The sequence below is a fragment of the Amycolatopsis sacchari genome (assembly GCF_900114035.1).
GTDB lineage: Bacteria > Actinomycetota > Actinomycetes > Mycobacteriales > Pseudonocardiaceae > Amycolatopsis_E > Amycolatopsis_E sacchari.
This window is the reverse complement of record NZ_FORP01000007.1, coordinates 26,383-42,506: the sequence shown is the minus strand read 5'-3', so window position 1 is coordinate 42,506 and position 16,124 is coordinate 26,383. Positions and strand designations below refer to the sequence as shown.

Sequence of the window (16,124 nt, the reverse complement as noted above, 5' to 3'; positions counted from 1 at the left end):
CCAGTCTGCGTCTCCCTACCTTTTCGCGGCATGACTTCACTGCACGAACTGCCGTCCCGGCACCGGGACGGCGGAGTCGGCGTCACCTCCGTGTGTTCCGCGCATCCCCTGGTCATCGAGGCCGCCGCGCTCGAGGCGCTGGCCGGTGACGGGCTGCTGCTGGTCGAGGCGACGTCGAACCAGGTCGACCAGTACGGCGGGTATACCGGTATGCGACCGGCCGACTTCGCGGCGCTGGTGCACGAGATCGTCGACCGCGTCGGCCTGCCGCGCGAGCGGGTCGTGCTGGGCGGGGACCACCTGGGCCCGCAGCGGTGGCGTGACCTCGGTCCGGAAGAGGCGATGGACCGCGCCGACGTCCTCGTGACCGCCTACGTGCGGGCGGGTTTCACCAAGATCCACCTGGACTGCAGCGAGGCGTGCGCGGGCGATCCGGTTCCGCTGCCCGGCACCCTGGTCGCCGAGCGGGCCGCCCGGCTCGCCAGGGCGGCCGAGAAGGCGGCCGTCGAGCTGGGCAGGCCGGCGGAGCTGAGCTACGTGATCGGCACCGAGGTCCCGGTCCCGGGCGGGGCGCGCGAGACCATCGAGTCGCTCACCCCGACCACCCCCGATGCGGCACGCGCGACCGTCGCCGAACACCGCGCCGCGTTCGCCGAAGCCGGCATTGCGGACGCGTGGCAGCGGGTGATCGCGCTCGTCGTGCAGCCGGGGGTGGAGTTCGACCACGTGCGGGTGTTCGACTACGCGCCCGAGGCGGCGCGGAACCTCAGCGCGGTCGTCACCGAGTACCCCGGTCTGGTCTTCGAGGCGCACTCCACCGACTACCAGACCCGCGACGCGCTGGCGCGGCTGGTGCGTGATCACTGGGCGGTGCTCAAGGTCGGGCCCGGCTTGACGTTCGCCCTGCGCGAGGCGTTGTTCGCACTCGCGGCGATCGAGGACGAGCTGGTGCCCGAGGGCGACCGGTCGCGCCTGGTGGACGAGCTGGAGGCGGCCATGCTCGCCGACCCCGTGTGGTGGGCGGGGTACTACGACGGCGATCCCGGCGAGCAGCGCCTGGCCCGCCGCTACAGCTACAGCGACCGGTCGCGGTACTACTGGCCGCAGCCCGCCGTGGCGGCGGCCGTGGACCGGCTGTTCCACAACCTCGACACCGTCGGCATCCCGCTGCCGATGCTGAGCCAGCACCTCCCGGACCAGTACCGGCGTGTGCGCACCGGCGAGCTGTCCACAAGCGCACGGGCGCTGGTCATCGACCACGTCCGCGACGTGCTGCGCGACTACGCCTACGCCTGCGGCAAGGTCACCGCATGACCGGGAACCTGTGGACCGCACGAGAGATCGCCCAGCAGCCGGACGTCTGGCGCACGCTCGCCACGTCCCTCGACGCCGACAAGCCGCGCATCGACGCGTTCCTCGCGCCGCTGCTGGCCAAAGAGGACCTGCGGATCGTGCTCACCGGCGCGGGTACTTCGGCGTTCGCCGGGCAGATCCTCGCGCCCGGGCTGTCGAGGACGCTGCGCCGCCGGATCGACGCCGTCGCCACCACAGACCTGGTGAGCAACCCGCGCGAGTACCTGGCCGAGGACGTCCCGACGCTTCTCGTCTCCTTCGCGCGTTCCGGGGACAGCCCCGAGTCGCTCGCCGCGGTCGAGCTCGCGGAGGAGGTGCTCTCCGAATGCCACCACCTGGTCCTCACGTGCAACCCCGACGGGCAGCTGTACCGGAACACCGCGGGAGAGCACAGCCTTGCGCTGCTGATGCCCGAGGGCACCAACGACCGCGGTTTCGCGATGACCTCCAGCGTCACCAGCATGATGCTGGCCGCACTCACCGTGCTGGGCGCGAACCCGGACGTCACGCTCCTCGCGGACGTCGCGGCCGACGCGCTGCCGGACCTCGCCAAGCGGGCGCGCGTGCTCGCGGAGGACGGCGCCGACCGGTTCGTCTACCTCGGCAGCGGCCCGCTGACCGGGCTCGCCCGCGAGTCCGCGTTGAAGCTGCTGGAGCTGACGGCGGGCCGGGTCGTGAGCTACTTCGACTCCTCGCTGGGTTTCCGGCACGGGCCGAAGTCCGTGCTCAACCCCGCCACGGTCGCCCTCGTGTACCTGTCCAACGACCCCTACACGCGCCGCTACGACCTCGACATCGCCCGCGAGCTCCGCGCGGATCTGCCCGAGGGGCAGGTGATCACCATCGGCTGCCGCGACGACGCGGAGGAGGAGACGTGGTCGTTCCCGGGGCTCGGCCACCTGCCCGACGCCACCGTCGCACCGGTGCTCCTGCTCGCCGCACAGCACGTCGCACTGGCGACGTCCCGCGCGCTCGGGCTCGACCCGGACAACCCGTTCCCGGGCCACGAAGTGAACCGGGTCGTGAAGGGAGTCACCATCCATGCCCTCGACGAATGAAGCCGGCGTGTTCCTCGGGGTGGACGGCGGTGGCACCAAGACCGCGTTCGCGCTGCTGACCGGCGACGGCGAGCTGCTCGCCACCGCGCTCGCGCCGAGCAGCTACTACCTCGGGCACAGCATCGACCTGGTCGAGGAGGTCCTGCGGGCCGGGGTCGAGTCGGTGTGCGGCGAGACCGGGATCCCCGCCGCGGAGTTCACGTACGCGTTCGTCGCGCTGCCCGGCTACGGCGAGGTGAGCGCCGACCTCGACACGCTGAACGCGATCCCCGGCCGGGTGCTGGGCCACCAGCGGTACCGCTGCGACAACGACATGGTCGCCGGCTGGGCGGGTTCGCTGGGTGCCGTCGACGGCGTCAACGTGATCGCCGGGACCGGGTCCATGACCTACGGCGAGCGCGCGGGCCGTGGACTGCGCGTCGGCGGCTGGGGCGAGCTGTTCGACGACGAGGGCTCCGCCTACTGGATCGCGATCCGCGGGCTCAACGCGTTCGCGCGGATGTCCGACGGGCGGCTGCCCGCCGGGCCGCTGCTCCGGCACCTGCGGGACCACCTGCGCCTGGCCACCGACCTCGACCTCGTCGACGTCGTGCTCAACCGCTGGCAGGGCGACCGGATGCGGGTGGCCGCACTCGCCAGGGTCGTCACCGCCGCCGCGGCCGACGGCGACACCGAATGCGCCGCGATCCTCCGCGAGGCGGGCGTGCGGCTGGCCGATCTCGTGCTGGCCACCGTCGACCGGCTCGGCTACGCACCCGGAGAGGTCGTCCCGGTGTCGTGGTCCGGCGGCGTTTTCGCCAGCGACGAAGTGCGTGAGGCCTTCCGCGAACGGCTCGACGGCGCACCCGTCGAGCTGTGCACCCCGCTCCTCCCGCCGGTACTCGGCGCCGCGCTCTACGCGGCCCGGCTGGCCGGCACCCCACTGCGCGCCGAAGCCGTCGACCGGCTGCGGACCCACGCGACCACCGTTCCCCAAGGAGGCGACGATGCCTGACCTGACGAAACCCCGCGGCAACCGCTGGATCCCCTACGCCGGACTGCTCGTGTTGTTCTGGGGGGTGTGGGGTGCGTTCTCCGGCACCCCGACCTCCTTGTACGACTACCCCAACGAGATGGTCTACATCCTGTGGGCGGTCACGATGATCATCCCGGCCGCGTTCGCGATGCGCGGCCAGAAGCTCGACCGGCGGCCGGTCGCGGCGTTGTACGGCCTGATCGTCGGCCTCACCGGCGCGGGCGGGCAGCTCGTGTTGTTCAAGGCGCTGACGATCGGCCCGGCGTACCTGATCTTCCCGCTCATCTCGATCTCGCCCGCGATCACCGTGCTGATGGCCGTGGCGATCCTGCGGGAGCGCATCCGCCCGCTCGCCACCGTCGGCGTGGTCGCGGCGCTGGCGTCCATCGTCCTGTTCAGCATCAGCAGCGGCTCGGGTGACGCGGCGACGGGACCGTGGCTGGTCCTGGCGCTGATCGTGATGATCGCCTGGGGCGTGCAGGCCTACTACATGAAGAAGGCCGCCACCGTGGGCGTCAACGACGCCACGACGTTCGTGTGGATGACGATCAGCGGCCTGCTCCTCGTGCCCGTCGCGTGGTTCATGATGGGGGAGTTCCCCAGCCACGCGCCGTGGCAGGCGCCCGCGCTCACGCTCGGCACCCAGCTGCTCAACGCCGTCGGCGCGTTGTTCCTCGTGATGGCGCTTTCCCGCGGCAAGGCCACGATCGTCGCGCCGGTGACCAACGCGCTCGCGCCGGTGCTCACGATCATCCTCTCGCTGATCGTCTACCAGACCCTGCCGTCGGTGTACGGGTTCATCGGCATCGTCCTGGCGATCGGCGGTTCGACGCTGATGGTCTACGCCGACGAGTCCGGCCCCGCCACCGAGGTCATGGGTGACGTCGGCGCCGCCGTCCACTCCGACCGGTCCTGACGGCGGTTTCAGGCCTGGTTGGTGATCGAGGCGCGGAAGCGGTAGCGGTCCCCGCGGTAGACCTGGACGGTCAGTTCGATCGGGCGGTCCTCCTGGTTGAAGGTCAGCTGGGTCGCCACGAGCATCGGCATCCTGTCGCCGGTTTCCAGCAGCTCCCGCTCCCGCGGCGTCGGGTGCCGGGCCTCGACCGAGTAGTCGGCGACGCGCGGCAGCTGCGGCGGGTCCGCCGCGCGGAGGGTCGCGTACAGCGAGGCCTTGCCGAAGTCGGTTTCGGCCAGCGCGGGGCAGACCGCCAGCGGGAGGCGGTTGTGCTCCAGCACGACCACCAGGTCGTCGAGGAAGCGCAGCCGGTGCAGGTCGAAGAGGTCGGCGCCGGGGGCGATGCGGAGCTGTTCGGCCTCGGGCACCGTGGCCGGGCGGACCGTCGCCGACAGCACCCGGCTGCTCGCCGTCAGGCCGTTGACCTCGGCGTAGTCGGCGAAGCCCTGGACCTGCGGGGCCGCCGCGGCGGGCGCCGGGGCGCCGAGCTCGGCGACGAACCACCCGCGCGACGACGTCGGGCGCACGATGCCCCGCGCTTCCAGTTCGGCGAGGGCGGCGCGCAGCGTCACGCGGGAAACGCCGTACCGGGCGGACAGCGCTCGCTCGGACGGCAACCGGTCGCCCGTGCGGGCCCCGGTGGCGCGCAGCTCGTCCAGCAACCGGGCGGCGGTGCGCTCGTACAGCGGGAGCGCGTCGTCCGCGAACAGGCCACGGGGCAGCGGCGTCCTCGCAACGGTCATACCAGAACCATACCGGTCCTCCCGGCGCCGGAATCCGAGATCCAGAACGAAGGGAAGTGCGACATGGCGAACATGCAGCGGCGGACCGTGCTGAAGGTGGCGCTGGGAGGTGCCGGACTGGCCGCCTTCCCCGTGCTGGCCGGTGGCGGCGCGGCGGCCGCGACACCCGGCCGCCCGCCCGGTTTCGCCGGGGTCGGCGACAGCTCGATCACGGTGGAGTTCGACGACCGGCTCCGCAGCCGGGTCACCTTGGCGGGCAAGGCGGTCACGCGGTTCGACGCGAGCGAAGCCCTGGTGCTCGGGGGCCGGACGATCGAGGAGTTCGGCTACCGCGGCCACCAGACCCGCGACACCTGGCACCCGCAGCACGGCCCGGGAGTCCAGGTGACGCTCCAGGGCGATTCCGCGGAGGGCGTGCGCAAGACGGTGGAGCTGACGTCGTTCCAGCGCCTCGCGGGCATGGTCGTGATGAAGGTGACCTACACCAACCAGTCCCGTGCCGCGCTGCCCGTCACCGGGTGGCGCAGCGGTGCGCACGAGCTCTTGGCCGCACCGGGGGGTTTCTACACGTTCTCCGGCACTACGCACGAGGACCGGCGGGACTGGGTGCAGCCGGTGACGGACGGGTTCGCCCAGGAGAACTCGCTGGGGATGGTGGCTTCCGACTACGGCGGCGGCACCCCGATGGCGACCGTGTGGCGCCGGGACGGCGGTCTGTCGGTGGGACACGTCGAACCGGTCGCCAGGATCCTGCGCCTGCCGGTGCGGAGGACCGCGGCCGGTGCGAGCATCGCGGTCGAAGGCGACGCCGCTGGTGGGCTAGCGCCGGGCGGGCGGCTGGCCACCGACACCACCTTCCTGGTGGCCCACGTAGGCGATCATTTCGTTCCGCTGCAACGGTACCGGCAGTACATGGGGGACATCGGCCAGCGCGCTCCCGAGACCCCGGCCGCCGCGCTCGAACCCATCTGGTGCGCGTGGGGTTACGAGCGCGGGTTCACCGTGGAGCAGGTTGTCGGCACCCTCCCCAAGGCGGCCGACGTGGGTCTGAAGTGGGCGGTGCTCGACGACGGCTGGCAGACCAACGAGGGCGACTGGGACCTCAACCGGGAGAAGTTCCCGCGCGGTGAAGCGGACATGCGCGACTTCACGCGGCGGATCCGCGAGGCGGGCATGCGGCCGCGCCTGTGGTGGGCCCCGCTCGCAGCGGACCCGGACAGCAACCTGTTCCGGCAGCGTCCCGATATGTTGCTTTTGGACAGTGCGGGCAACAAGCAGCAGGTGACGTGGTGGGACGCCTTCACGCTGTGCCCGGCGTACGAGCCCACTGTGGAGTATTTCGTCGCGCAGGCGACGAAGTTCATCCGGGACTGGGGCTACGAAGGGCTCAAGATCGACGGCCAGCACCTCAACGCCGTGCTGCCCTGCCACAACCCGGCGCACCGGCACGCCCGGCCCGAGGAGTCGACTGAGGGCCTGGCGCGGTTCTGGAAGCGCATCCACGACGCGGTGCACCAGGCCAACCGCGACGCGGTGGTCGAACTTTGCCCGTGTGGCACGGCTTTCGCGTTCCACAACCTGCCCTATGTGGACCAGTACCCGGCCTCGGACCCGGAGTCGTCCTACCAGGTCCGCAGCAAGGGCAAGACGATGAAGGCGCTGATGGGCCCCGGCAGCAGCTATGCCGGCGACCACGTCGAACTCAGCGACGGCGGCGACGATTTCGCGTCCAGCTACGGCGTGGGCGCGGTGCTGTCGACGAAGTTCACCTATCCGGCAGCGTCGGCGGAGGACCCGTACGTGCTCACCCCGGAGAAGGAGGTGCTCTGGCGGAAATGGGTGGGCCTGTACCGGAAGAACATGCTCTCGACGGGCGAGTACCGGGGCGAGCTGTACGACATCGGTTTCGACAAGCCGGAAGCACACGTGGTGGCGAAGGGGAGGACCCTGCACTACGCCTTCTACGCCGCCCGGTGGGACGGGAAGGTCGAACTGCGCGGCCTCGGCCGGGGCCGGTACCGCCTGACGGACCCGTTCGCGGGTGCGTCGCTCGGCGTCGTCGATGCGCGGCACAACACGGTGCAGCTGGCCTTCGAGCGCTTCCAGCTCATCGTGGCGGAGCCGATCGGCTGAGGTGAGCCGGGTTCTTGACCGTATGGTCCACAAAACCTATAGTGGACCATACGGTCAAGAACGTCTTGCCGTGCTGCACGGGGAAAGCGGGAAGCACATGGGAAAGCTGGACGGCAAGGTGGCGATCGTGACCGGGGGGTCACGGGGGATCGGGGCGGCGTCGGCACTGGCGCTGGCCGACGAGGGAGCCGACGTCGCGATCAGCTACTCGTCCTCGGCGGAGCGGGCCGAGGCCGTGGTCGCCGACCTGGAGGCGAAAGGGGTGCGTGCGGCGGCCTTCCAGGCCGACCAGGCGGATGCGGCCCAGGCGGCGGGCTTGATCCGGCGCGTGGCCGAGCGGTTCGGGAAGCTGGACATCCTGGTCAACAACGCGGCCGTGGGCGGTGGAGGCCTGCTCGGCGTTGAACCCGCCGACCAGGCCGCCATCGATCGGCAGCTCGCCGTCAACTACACGAGTGTGGTGGCCGCGGTCCAGGCGGCGGTGCCGCTGCTGCCCGACGGCGGACGGATCGTCAGCATCAGCTCGGGTGTGGCCACCCGGGCGGGTTTCCAGGGGATGGCGTACTACACGGGCACGAAGGCGGCCCTCGAGGGCTTCAGCCGGGGCGCCGCCCGCGATCTGGCGCACCGGGGCATCACGGTGAATGTCGTCCAGCCCGGATTCGTCGACACAGAAGGAAACCCCGCCGACGGCCCGGCCGCATCGGTGTTCCTCCCGACCGCGGCGATGGGGCGGTACGGCAGGCCGGAAGAGATCGCCGCGGGCGTCGTCTTCCTCGCCAGCCCGCAGGCCTCCTACGTCACCGGCGCGGTGCTGAGGATCGACGGCGGGTACGCGGCATAACCGCCCGCGAACGGCGGTGGACGGCGGTGGCCGCCGTCAGCGCGGTGGCGTCCCACGTACTCGTCGTCGATGGGACCGGGTGACCAGTATCCGGAAGGCGAGCGGGGCGATCAGCAGGTCGATGCCGAGTTCCAGGTCCACTCCGGACGGGAGCTCGCCACGGCCGACGGCGGCCTGCAGCACCCACGCGCCGCCGCCCGCCGTGGTGCCGACACCCTCGTGTCGAGGATTTCCACCAGCGCGCTGGTGACCTTCTCGCGGATCAGCTCCGTGAGCATCGCCTGCTTCGCGGCCCGACGCCGTCTTGCCCGCGTCGGGCCGCCGCCCGTTCCGTGCTACGCGTCGGCAGGCGGCTGAAGCGGCCGGTACGGCACCGGGACCCACTCGTATTCGCCGTCGTGCAAGCGGATCCTCCCGATTCCCGGGAACGGGAGGTGCGCGGCCCCGATGGTCCACTTCCGCGTCCGGGCCTCCTCCAGCACGCGGAGCCGTGCCGCGCGGGCACCGGCGCGGTCGCTGTCGATCTCCATGGTGACGTGCGGAGCGCGCAGCTGAACGGTGTGGGAGTGCATGGTGTCGCCCCAGAACAGCAGGTGTTCCCCGCCGCTGCCCAGGAGGTAACCGGTGTGGCCGGGCGTGTGGCCGTGCAGGTCGACCGCGGTCACCCCCGGCACCGGCTGGTCTCCCGGCCGGAACGTGGCGAGCCGTCCCGCCGCGCGGTAGGGGAGCAGGGCCTGTGCCGCCCAGTGGTGGATCTGTGCCTGCACCCCGTCGGCTTGCGCGGCGACGGCGTCGTCGAGCCAGTGCCCGGTTTCCTCCGCCGACACGTGCACGGTCGCCGACGGGAACGCCGGGTCACCCTCGGCTGTGATCAGGCCGAAGACGTGATCGGGGTGGAGGTGCGTGATGAGGACGTCGTCGACCTCCGCGGGTGAATGCCCTGCGGCAGCGAGGTTTTCGAGCACGTGGCCGGTGCCGGGCCCGAGGGAGGTGCCCGCACCGGCGTCGACCAGCACGGTGCGTCCGCCGGTGGTGAACAGGAAGGTGTTCACGGCCGTCAGGAGGTCCCCTTCGGGCGGGAGGAACCCGTCGGCCAGCAGCTCGGTGATCCGCTCGGGCGCCTCGTCGTGCATGTCGGCGGCGTGGATCGGCAGGGCGCCGTCGTAGACGGTCGTGATCGTGATCGCGCCGACGCGGGTGCGGGTGAAGCCAGGGGCCGGGAGCAAAGTGGACGGTTTCATGCGATGACCCTCGCGAGGAAGTCCTCGAACGTCGTGGGTGTGGTGGTTTCGGCGTCCCGCGGCTGGACCATGGCGATCCGGCGGTCGGCGACGTCCGAGGTCATGGCGGTGGTCCCGTCGGCCATGTGCTCGGAGAACCCCGCCGCGAGGAGGCCGTCGCGCATCGCGGTGGCGTCGATCCGCTCGTAGCGGGCGTCCGGCCGTCCGACGGCTTTGCCAATGGCGGCAACGATTTCGTCGAGCGTCACGTCGCGGGGGCCGTGCAGTTCGAGCACCCGGCGCGGGGCTTTCCGGCGCCCGCTGAGGAGATCGGCGGCGACCGCCCCGATGTCCGCCGTGGCGATCGCGGGGAGCGGCAGGTCCGCGGGGATCAGCCCGCGCGCGGTGCCGGTCTCCCGGACCTCCTCGATCATCGGCAGGGCGTTTTCCATGAACCAGCCGGGGCGCAGGTGGATCGTCTCCACGCCGGTGAGCGTGTCGAGGGCTTCTTCGAGCGGGCGCAGCCCCCACACCGGTCCCCGCGCACCCGGGTGGTTCGCGGCCCAGCCGCTCAGGCTCACGATCCGCGTGAGCCCCTCGAGCCCGGCGAGGCCCTTCCGGTGCGCGGTGATCACCCGTTGCTGGAAGCCGGGGAAATCGGTGCTCGTGGGGACGAGACCGGGGGCGATCATGACGAACGCCGCGTCGGCACCGGCGAAGGCCTCGCGGATGCTGACCTCGTCGTCCGTGCGGACTTCGGCGGTTTCGGCGCCACGGTCGGCGAAGGCGCGCAGCCGGCCGCGGCTGCGCCCGAGTACCCGGACCTTCTGGCCGGCGGCGAGCAGCGCGTCGGCCACGGCGGAACCGGTGTGGCTGGTGGCAGAGGACACCACGATCATGGTTGTTCCTTTCGGCTCGCGGCGTGGGTGGCGAGCAGGGTGAGCCGCTCGGCCGACGGCGTGCCGGCCTCGGCGGCGCTGATGATCAGGCGCTGCCCGGGGTCGTCGGGCAGGCGGAGGATCTCTTCGTTGACCACGAGGTCCCCGACGAGCGGGTGCCGGTAGCGGCGCACGGTGTGCAGGCAGTCGCGCACCGGGTGGTGCCGCCACAGGCGCGAGAAGTCCTCGCTGCCGGTGGCCAGTTCGGACACGAGCCGGTGGAGCGCGAGGTCGTCCGGTCGTTCGGCCGTCGCCATCCGCAGGTAGGACACGAGGTCCTCGGCCTGGCGCGCCCAGTCGGCGAAGAGTTCGCGGGCGGCCGGGTCGAGGAAGACCCGCCGGGCCTGGTTCGGCGGTTCCGGCGTCCCGACGGCCGCGACTTCCGCCTCCGTCAGGCACCACAACGCGTATCCGAGCGGGTTGCCCGCGAGGATGTCCGTGCGCCTGCCGACGAGTACGGCGGCGCCCAGGCTCCCGGCGACGAGATCGCGGACGGGACCTCGCACGCGGTCTTCGTGCCCGGACCCCCGGACCGGCGGCAGGGCCCGCGCCAGCCGGTAGAGGTGGGCCCTTTCGTCGGCGGAAAGCCGCAGTACACGTGCGATCGCGTCCAGGACCGCGTCCGAGACCTGGTGGTTCTCGCCCCGTTCCAGCCGCGTGTAGTACGTCGTGCTGAGCCCGGCGAGCTCGGCGACCTCCTCGCGCCTGAGCCCCGGCACCCGGCGCTGTTCCCCGTAGGACGGGGTGATGCCCAGCTCCCGCGGGCTGACCGAGGCCCGGCGGGAACGGAGGAACTCACCGAGTTCTCCCGGCGACGGCTTGCCGACCACCATTTCCTCCAGACTCTCGTCTCCCGGCGGACTTCCCGGGCCCAGTGTGGATCGCGACCCGCTGCCGGTGCCTGTCCACGCGATGGACAGGCAGCGGGCTGTGGTCCTCTGCTATGTTTGTCAGCGGTGTCAAACATAGCTCGCGGAGGTGGTGCGTGTGAACGCGGTGGAAGTGGTCGAATCGTTCTGGCGTGACGTGTGGAACGCGCGCAATCCCGCCGCCGTCGACGAGTACGTCGTCGAGGACTTCGTGATCACCAACGCCGGTCAGCGCATCGAGGGCCGCGAGAACTTCAAGAAGTGGATCGCGGCGTTCCTGGCCCAGGTCCACGACTTCGAGCTGGAAGTGCTGGAGACGTTCCAGAACCACGACGGCAGCAGGGTCGCGTCGCGGTGGCGCGTGCACGGGCGGAACAACGGCGTGCTCGGCACCGAGCCGGACGGGCGCCCGATCTCGTTCACCGGCACGGCCGTGTGGGAGGTGCGCGAGGACGGGAAGCTGGTGCACAACCACGTCGAGCGCGCGTCGTGGGAGCTCTTCCAGCGCCTCACCACGGCACCGGCCTGATGGCGGGAGTACGGCAGTTCGACGAGCGGGTCGCCCTCTCGCGCGCGCTGAACGTGTTCGAGGAGCGGGGGTTCCGCGACACGTCGATGCTCGACCTGGCGGCGGGCACGGGTGTCCAGCGGGGCTCGCTCTACCACGCCTACGGGGGCAAGGAGGAGATCTTCCTCCGCGCCTTCCGCGACCACACCGAGCGGTTCCTGGCCGGAGCCGCGGCGGCGCTCGACCGCCCGGACGCGCGGTCGGCGCTGTTGTCCTTCTTCGGCTACTGCGTCGGCGCGATCACGAGCGGGTCGCCGCCCCGTGGCTGCCTGTCCACCCGGACGGCCATCGAGGCGGCCACCGCGTCCCCCCGCCTCGCGACCGCGGTGCGCGCCATGCTCGACGACCTGGAGAACGTCGTCCACGACGGGCTGGCCGCGTTCGGCGACGGCGTGCTGAACGTCGATCCCCGGGCGGCCGCGTGCCTGATCGTCACGACCACCCGGGGTATCGCGGTGATGGAAAGGGCCGGCCACGGCCCCGCCGAGTTGCGCGCCATCGCCGAGACCCTGGTGACATCGCTCGTGCGGGGGTGAGCACCACCCCCGGTCAGGACGACGGCGTGGCGGCGCGGAACCCCCGCAGCCGCAGGCTGTTGCTCACCACGAACACGGAGCTGAACGCCATCGCGGCGCCCGCGATCATCGGGTTGAGCAGGCCCGCCGCGGCCAGCGGCAGTGCGGCGACGTTGTAGGCGAACGCCCAGAACAGGTTCCCCTTGATCGTGCGCAGCGTGCGCCGGGACAGCCGGATCGCGTCGGCCGCCACGCGGAGGTCGCCGCGCACCAGGGTCAGGTCGCTCGCCTCGATGGCGACATCGGCACCGGTGCCCATCGCGAGCCCGAGGTCGGCCTGGGCGAGCGCGGCGGCGTCGTTGACCCCGTCGCCGACCATCGCCACCACCTTGCCCTCGTCCTGCAGGCGCCGGACCACGTCGACCTTGTCGCGGGGCAGGACCTCGGCGATGACCCGCTCGATGCCGACTTCGGCGGCGACCGCCTTCGCCGCGTCCTCGTTGTCCCCGGTGAGCAGGACCGGGGTGAGCCCGAGCCCGCGCAGCTGCCGGACGGCCTCGGCCGAGGTCGGCTTGACGGTGTCGGCGACGACCAGCACCGCCCGCGCCTCGCCGTCCCAGCCGACGACGATCGCCGTCCTGCCCTGCCGCTCGGCCGCGGCCTTGGCCTCGGCGAGTTCGGGGGACAGGTGCTGCCCCCAGTCCGCCAGCAGCGCGGCGCGTCCGGCCAGCACGGCCTTTCCGTCCACGATCCCTTGCACCCCAAGCCCTTCGACGTTGGTGAAGCCTTCGACGGGCGGCAGCTCGCCGACACGCTCCCGGGCGCCCGCGGCGATGGCCTTGGCGACCGGGTGCTCGGAGGCGTGCTCCAGCGCACCCGCCAGGCGCAGCACCTCCTCGGCGTCAGCGCCGTCCGCCGGATGCACCGCGGTCAGCGCCATCCGGCCGGTGGTGACGGTGCCGGTCTTGTCGAGCACGACCGTGTCGACGCGGCGGGTGGACTCCAGCACCTCCGGGCCCTTGATCAGGATGCCGAGCTGGGCGCCCCGGCCCGTGCCGACCAGCAGCGCGGTCGGCGTGGCCAGCCCCAGCGCGCAGGGGCAGGCGATGATCAGCACCGCCACCGCCGCGGTGAACGCGGCCGAGACCGTGCCGCCCGCGCCGAGCCAGAACGCGAGCGTCCCGATCGCCAGCGCGATGACGACCGGCACGAACACCCCGGCGATCCGGTCCGCGAGCCGCTGCACGGCGGCCTTGCCCGTCTGCGCCTCCTCGACCAGCTTCGCCATCTGCGCGAGCTGGGTGTCCGCGCCGACGCGCGTCGCCCGCACCACGAGCCGCCCGCCCGAGTTCACGGTCGCCCCGGTAACCGCGTCACCCGGACCGACCTCGACCGGCACGGACTCGCCGGTGAGCAGGCTCGCGTCGACCGCCGAGCTGCCGTCGACGACCACGCCGTCGGTCGCGATCTTCTCGCCGGGCCGGACCACGAACTCCGCACCCACGGCCAGCTGCTCGACCGGGACCCGCTCCTCACGGCCGTCGCGCAGCACCGCCACGTCCTTCGCGCCCAGTTCCAGCAGCGCGCGCAGCGCGGCCCCGGCCCGCCGCTTGGACCGGGCCTCGAAGTAGCGGCCGGCGAGGATGAACGTCGTCACCCCTGCGGCGACCTCGAGGTAGATCGCGCCGTCGCCGCTGATCCGCTCGATGGTCAGTTCGAACGGGTGCGTCATGCCGGGCACGCCGGCGGTGCCGAACAACAGCGCGTACAGCGACCAGGCGAACGCGGCCAGCGTGCCCAGCGACACGAGGGTGTCCATTGTGGCCGCACCGTGCCGCAGGTTCGTCAACGCCGCCTTGTGGAACGGCCAGGCCGCCCACCCGACCACCGGCGCGGCCAGCGTGAGCGAGATCCACTGCCAGTACGTGAACTGCAGCGCCGGGACCATCGCCAGCACGACCACCGGCACCGACAGCACCACCGAGCCGGTCAGCCGCTGCCGCAAGGACCGAGCCGGGTCATCAGTGTCCTTTTCGGACTCCGGTGCCTCCGCCCGCGGCAAGGTGGCCGTGTAGCCCGCCGCCTCGACCTGCTCGACCAGCGTGGCCGGGTCGAGGCCGGCGGGGAAGCTGACCTTCGCCTTCTCGGTGGCGTAGTTGACGCTCGCGGTGACGCCGTCGAGCCTGTTGAGCTTGCGCTCGATCCGCATTGCGCAGGAGGCGCAGGTCATGCCGCCGATCGCGAGTTCGAGGTCACGCCGCTCGCCGGTGGCCGGCGAGCCGGGCAGCGTGGAAGTCATCGGTCATCCCTCCTCGGTCAGCCGTGGCCGTGTTCGGCGGCGGGCGGCTGTGGCGCGGTGGCCGGTTGTGGCCCGGTCGGCACCGTGAACTCGGCCGTGTGCACCTTGCCCTCGTGCTGGAAGTCCAGGAACAGCCGGTAAGTGCCGGCCGACGGGACCTCCGCGTAGAAGGTCACGTCCGGTCCGGGACGGGTTGTGCCGTCTCCCGGCGTGCCGTCCGGGTGGACGTGGAGGTAGGCCAGGTCGCCTTCGCGCAACGCGACGAGATGGCCGAAGGCGCCCAGGTACGGCTGCAGATCGGTGACGTCGTGCCCGTCCTTGGTGACGGTGACGGTCACCTTCGACGACCGGCCCGGCGTGAGGTCGCCGTCGAGGCGCACGCGGTAGCCGTCCACGACCGACTCGCGGGAGGGCGTGTAGGTCCGCGGCTGGAAGTCGCCTGCCGCGGCCAGGTCGACCCCCAGCGTCGTGGCCTCGCCCCCGGTGGGCTTGAAGTCGGCGAAGGCGCGGTAGCTGCCCGCTTCGGCGACGTCCAGCGGAACCGTCCAGGTGCCGTCCGCCGCCATGGCGGGGTGGACGTGCCGGAAGCCCGCCGTGTCGCGGCGCACGACGATGAGGTGCATGCGCTTGTCGTGCTCGACGTCGAACGCGGTGACGGGCGTGCCGTCGGGTCCGGTGATCCGGAAGGCGAACTCGGTGGTGCCCGTGGCGAGCGTCGTGCTGGTGGGCGTGAGGGTGTAACCGCCCCTGGACGACGCCAGTCCCGCGGGCTGGATCTCCGCGACGGTGCCGCTGTGGTCGTCCCCGTGCGCGGCTTCCTCCATGCCGTGCACGCCGGTCTCGCCGGCGACGGGACCGACAGCGGTGCCGATCGCCCAGGCGCCGGCGGCGACCAGGACGAGCGCCGCACCGTAGGCGGAGAGCTTCCCTGCTGTGTTCATGGCATTCCCTGTTCTCGCGCGGCCGCTACGCGGTCAGCTGGTAACCGGCTTCTTCGACGGCGGAGCGCACCAGGTCGGTGGGGAGCTCCGCTTCGCTGGTGACGGTGACCTTCCCGGTGGGCAGCTCCACGGCGACGTCGGTGACGCCGGGCAGCCCGCCGACCTCCTCGGTCGCCGAGCGCACGCAGTGCTCGCAGGTCATGCCGGTCACGGTGTAGGTCTGCTGGGTCATCTCCGCGTCCTTCCTGGTGGGGGTACCCCGTATCGGTATGGGTAACTTATACCCCCCGGGGGTAGGAGTCAACGTGCCGGGCCCGGCTTCCGGAGCATGCTGCGTGCGTGTTTCCCACTGGGCTGAATGTGCTGTGCCCGGCCCGCGCCCGCACTGGAGAATCGGCAGATCGTGTTCGAGGGCTGCAAGGCGTTCCGCCAGCGCGACGGGAGGATCGCGGTCCCGGGGTAGCTGGGCGCCGCCCGCGGTCTCGCTCGCACGGCCCGCGGTCCGCAAGTGCGGAGCCCGCCGGCTTCGCGTCGGCCTCACCCCGCCCCGGCCTGCGACGAGGCCACGATGCACGATGGCGACCGGGGTCCGGCGACCCCCATGGCGTGAAGCGAGCACTGTATTCGTATGCATTGGTCACCGCAAGCCACTCTTGCGCCCCTTGACCAGCCG

Annotated in this window: 16 protein-coding genes; 9 read left to right on the top strand and 7 right to left on the bottom strand. The window is 71.9% G+C overall.

The features are described 5' to 3' along the window. Positions 1 to 30: 30 nt before the first annotated feature. Genes BMZ92_RS14045 through BMZ92_RS14030 form a run of 4 tightly spaced genes read left to right on the top strand, consistent with a single transcriptional unit; the run spans position 31 to position 4,342 of the window. On the top strand, positions 31 to 1,314 hold the full coding sequence (locus BMZ92_RS14045) for a D-tagatose-bisphosphate aldolase, class II, non-catalytic subunit (protein WP_091507197.1): 1,284 nt from the start codon (positions 31 to 33) through the stop codon (positions 1,312 to 1,314). Next, positions 1,311 to 2,411: an SIS domain-containing protein gene (locus BMZ92_RS14040; protein WP_091507194.1), complete on the top strand. Its 1,101-nt coding sequence runs from the start codon at positions 1,311 to 1,313 to the stop codon at positions 2,409 to 2,411. The genes BMZ92_RS14045 and BMZ92_RS14040 overlap by 4 nt, the downstream gene beginning before the upstream one ends. Beyond that, complete coding sequence (locus tag BMZ92_RS14035) at positions 2,395 to 3,405, top strand: N-acetylglucosamine kinase (protein WP_245783049.1); 1,011 nt, start codon at positions 2,395 to 2,397, stop codon at positions 3,403 to 3,405. Before BMZ92_RS14040 ends, BMZ92_RS14035 begins: the two co-directional genes overlap by 17 nt. After that, positions 3,398 to 4,342, top strand: a complete 945-nt coding sequence (locus BMZ92_RS14030) for a DMT family transporter (protein ID WP_091507190.1) — start codon at positions 3,398 to 3,400, stop codon at positions 4,340 to 4,342. The genes BMZ92_RS14035 and BMZ92_RS14030 overlap by 8 nt, the downstream gene beginning before the upstream one ends. Positions 4,343 to 4,350: 8 nt before the next feature. Here BMZ92_RS14030 and BMZ92_RS14025 read toward each other — a convergent pair whose 3' ends face one another. Then, positions 4,351 to 5,124, bottom strand: coding sequence for a GntR family transcriptional regulator (locus tag BMZ92_RS14025; protein ID WP_177228689.1), 774 nt, complete (start codon positions 5,122 to 5,124; stop codon positions 4,351 to 4,353). Positions 5,125 to 5,187: 63 nt separating this feature from the next. On the opposite strand from BMZ92_RS14025, the gene BMZ92_RS14020 reads away from it, so the two are divergent. From BMZ92_RS14020 to BMZ92_RS14010, 3 genes are all read left to right on the top strand, one after another. Beyond that, a complete protein-coding gene (locus BMZ92_RS14020; protein ID WP_091507187.1) occupies positions 5,188 to 7,257 on the top strand; it encodes a glycoside hydrolase family 36 protein in 2,070 nt (689 codons plus the stop codon). A gap of 97 nt (positions 7,258 to 7,354) precedes the next feature. Further along, on the top strand, positions 7,355 to 8,101 hold the full coding sequence (locus BMZ92_RS14015; RefSeq protein ID WP_091507184.1) for an SDR family NAD(P)-dependent oxidoreductase: 747 nt from the start codon (positions 7,355 to 7,357) through the stop codon (positions 8,099 to 8,101). Between the two features lie 69 nt (positions 8,102 to 8,170). Then, entirely contained in the window at positions 8,171 to 8,458 is a 288-nt protein-coding gene (locus BMZ92_RS14010; RefSeq protein ID WP_091507181.1) for a hypothetical protein, read from the top strand. Here the strand turns inward: BMZ92_RS14010 and BMZ92_RS14005 are convergent. The 3 genes from BMZ92_RS14005 to BMZ92_RS13995 are packed head-to-tail and all read right to left on the bottom strand — an operon-like array spanning position 8,437 to position 11,092. Further along, positions 8,437 to 9,342 carry an MBL fold metallo-hydrolase gene (locus BMZ92_RS14005; RefSeq protein WP_091507179.1) on the bottom strand — a complete coding sequence of 302 codons (906 nt, stop codon included), beginning with the start codon at positions 9,340 to 9,342 and terminating at the stop codon, positions 8,437 to 8,439. The genes BMZ92_RS14010 and BMZ92_RS14005 overlap by 22 nt on opposite strands. After that, entirely contained in the window at positions 9,339 to 10,220 is an 882-nt protein-coding gene (locus BMZ92_RS14000; protein ID WP_091507177.1) for an NmrA family NAD(P)-binding protein, read from the bottom strand. Before BMZ92_RS14000 ends, BMZ92_RS14005 begins: the two co-directional genes overlap by 4 nt. Then, complete coding sequence (locus tag BMZ92_RS13995) at positions 10,217 to 11,092, bottom strand: helix-turn-helix domain-containing protein (RefSeq protein ID WP_091507174.1); 876 nt, start codon at positions 11,090 to 11,092, stop codon at positions 10,217 to 10,219. The genes BMZ92_RS14000 and BMZ92_RS13995 overlap by 4 nt, the downstream gene beginning before the upstream one ends. A gap of 154 nt (positions 11,093 to 11,246) precedes the next feature. On the opposite strand from BMZ92_RS13995, the gene BMZ92_RS13990 reads away from it, so the two are divergent. Both BMZ92_RS13990 and BMZ92_RS13985 read left to right on the top strand, forming a co-directional pair. Beyond that, positions 11,247 to 11,657, top strand: coding sequence for an ester cyclase (locus BMZ92_RS13990; RefSeq protein WP_245783048.1), 411 nt, complete (start codon positions 11,247 to 11,249; stop codon positions 11,655 to 11,657). Beyond that, positions 11,657 to 12,232 carry a TetR/AcrR family transcriptional regulator gene (locus BMZ92_RS13985; protein WP_091507170.1) on the top strand — a complete coding sequence of 192 codons (576 nt, stop codon included), beginning with the start codon at positions 11,657 to 11,659 and terminating at the stop codon, positions 12,230 to 12,232. Before BMZ92_RS13990 ends, BMZ92_RS13985 begins: the two co-directional genes overlap by 1 nt. A gap of 13 nt (positions 12,233 to 12,245) precedes the next feature. Here the strand turns inward: BMZ92_RS13985 and BMZ92_RS13980 are convergent, their stop codons facing one another. The 3 genes from BMZ92_RS13980 to BMZ92_RS13970 are packed head-to-tail and all read right to left on the bottom strand — an operon-like array spanning position 12,246 to position 15,683. After that, positions 12,246 to 14,510: a heavy metal translocating P-type ATPase gene (locus tag BMZ92_RS13980; protein ID WP_091507168.1), complete on the bottom strand. Its 2,265-nt coding sequence runs from the start codon at positions 14,508 to 14,510 to the stop codon at positions 12,246 to 12,248. A 17-nt stretch (positions 14,511 to 14,527) separates the two neighbouring features. Beyond that, entirely contained in the window at positions 14,528 to 15,451 is a 924-nt protein-coding gene (locus BMZ92_RS13975; RefSeq protein WP_091507165.1) for a hypothetical protein, read from the bottom strand. A 25-nt stretch (positions 15,452 to 15,476) separates the two neighbouring features. After that, positions 15,477 to 15,683: a heavy-metal-associated domain-containing protein gene (locus BMZ92_RS13970; RefSeq protein WP_091507162.1), complete on the bottom strand. Its 207-nt coding sequence runs from the start codon at positions 15,681 to 15,683 to the stop codon at positions 15,477 to 15,479. Positions 15,684 to 16,124 lie beyond the last annotated feature (441 nt).

Bases quoted from the DNA above. Each gene is read 5' to 3' on its own strand.
- BMZ92_RS14045 (WP_091507197.1), top strand. From the start codon at position 31: ATGACTTCACTGCACGAACTGCCGTCCCGGCACCGGGACGGCGGAGTC.
- BMZ92_RS14040 (WP_091507194.1), top strand. From the start codon at position 1,311: ATGACCGGGAACCTGTGGACCGCACGAGAGATCGCCCAGCAGCCGGAC.
- BMZ92_RS14035 (WP_245783049.1), top strand. From the start codon at position 2,395: ATGCCCTCGACGAATGAAGCCGGCGTGTTCCTCGGGGTGGACGGCGGT.
- BMZ92_RS14030 (WP_091507190.1), top strand. From the start codon at position 3,398: ATGCCTGACCTGACGAAACCCCGCGGCAACCGCTGGATCCCCTACGCC.
- BMZ92_RS14025 (WP_177228689.1), bottom strand. From the start codon at position 5,124: ATGACCGTTGCGAGGACGCCGCTGCCCCGTGGCCTGTTCGCGGACGAC.
- BMZ92_RS14020 (WP_091507187.1), top strand. From the start codon at position 5,188: ATGGCGAACATGCAGCGGCGGACCGTGCTGAAGGTGGCGCTGGGAGGT.
- BMZ92_RS14015 (WP_091507184.1), top strand. From the start codon at position 7,355: ATGGGAAAGCTGGACGGCAAGGTGGCGATCGTGACCGGGGGGTCACGG.
- BMZ92_RS14010 (WP_091507181.1), top strand. From the start codon at position 8,171: ATGGGACCGGGTGACCAGTATCCGGAAGGCGAGCGGGGCGATCAGCAG.
- BMZ92_RS14005 (WP_091507179.1), bottom strand. From the start codon at position 9,342: ATGAAACCGTCCACTTTGCTCCCGGCCCCTGGCTTCACCCGCACCCGC.
- BMZ92_RS14000 (WP_091507177.1), bottom strand. From the start codon at position 10,220: ATGATCGTGGTGTCCTCTGCCACCAGCCACACCGGTTCCGCCGTGGCC.
- BMZ92_RS13995 (WP_091507174.1), bottom strand. From the start codon at position 11,092: ATGGTGGTCGGCAAGCCGTCGCCGGGAGAACTCGGTGAGTTCCTCCGT.
- BMZ92_RS13985 (WP_091507170.1), top strand. From the start codon at position 11,657: ATGGCGGGAGTACGGCAGTTCGACGAGCGGGTCGCCCTCTCGCGCGCG.
- BMZ92_RS13980 (WP_091507168.1), bottom strand. From the start codon at position 14,510: ATGACTTCCACGCTGCCCGGCTCGCCGGCCACCGGCGAGCGGCGTGAC.
- BMZ92_RS13975 (WP_091507165.1), bottom strand. From the start codon at position 15,451: ATGAACACAGCAGGGAAGCTCTCCGCCTACGGTGCGGCGCTCGTCCTG.
- BMZ92_RS13970 (WP_091507162.1), bottom strand. From the start codon at position 15,683: ATGACCCAGCAGACCTACACCGTGACCGGCATGACCTGCGAGCACTGC.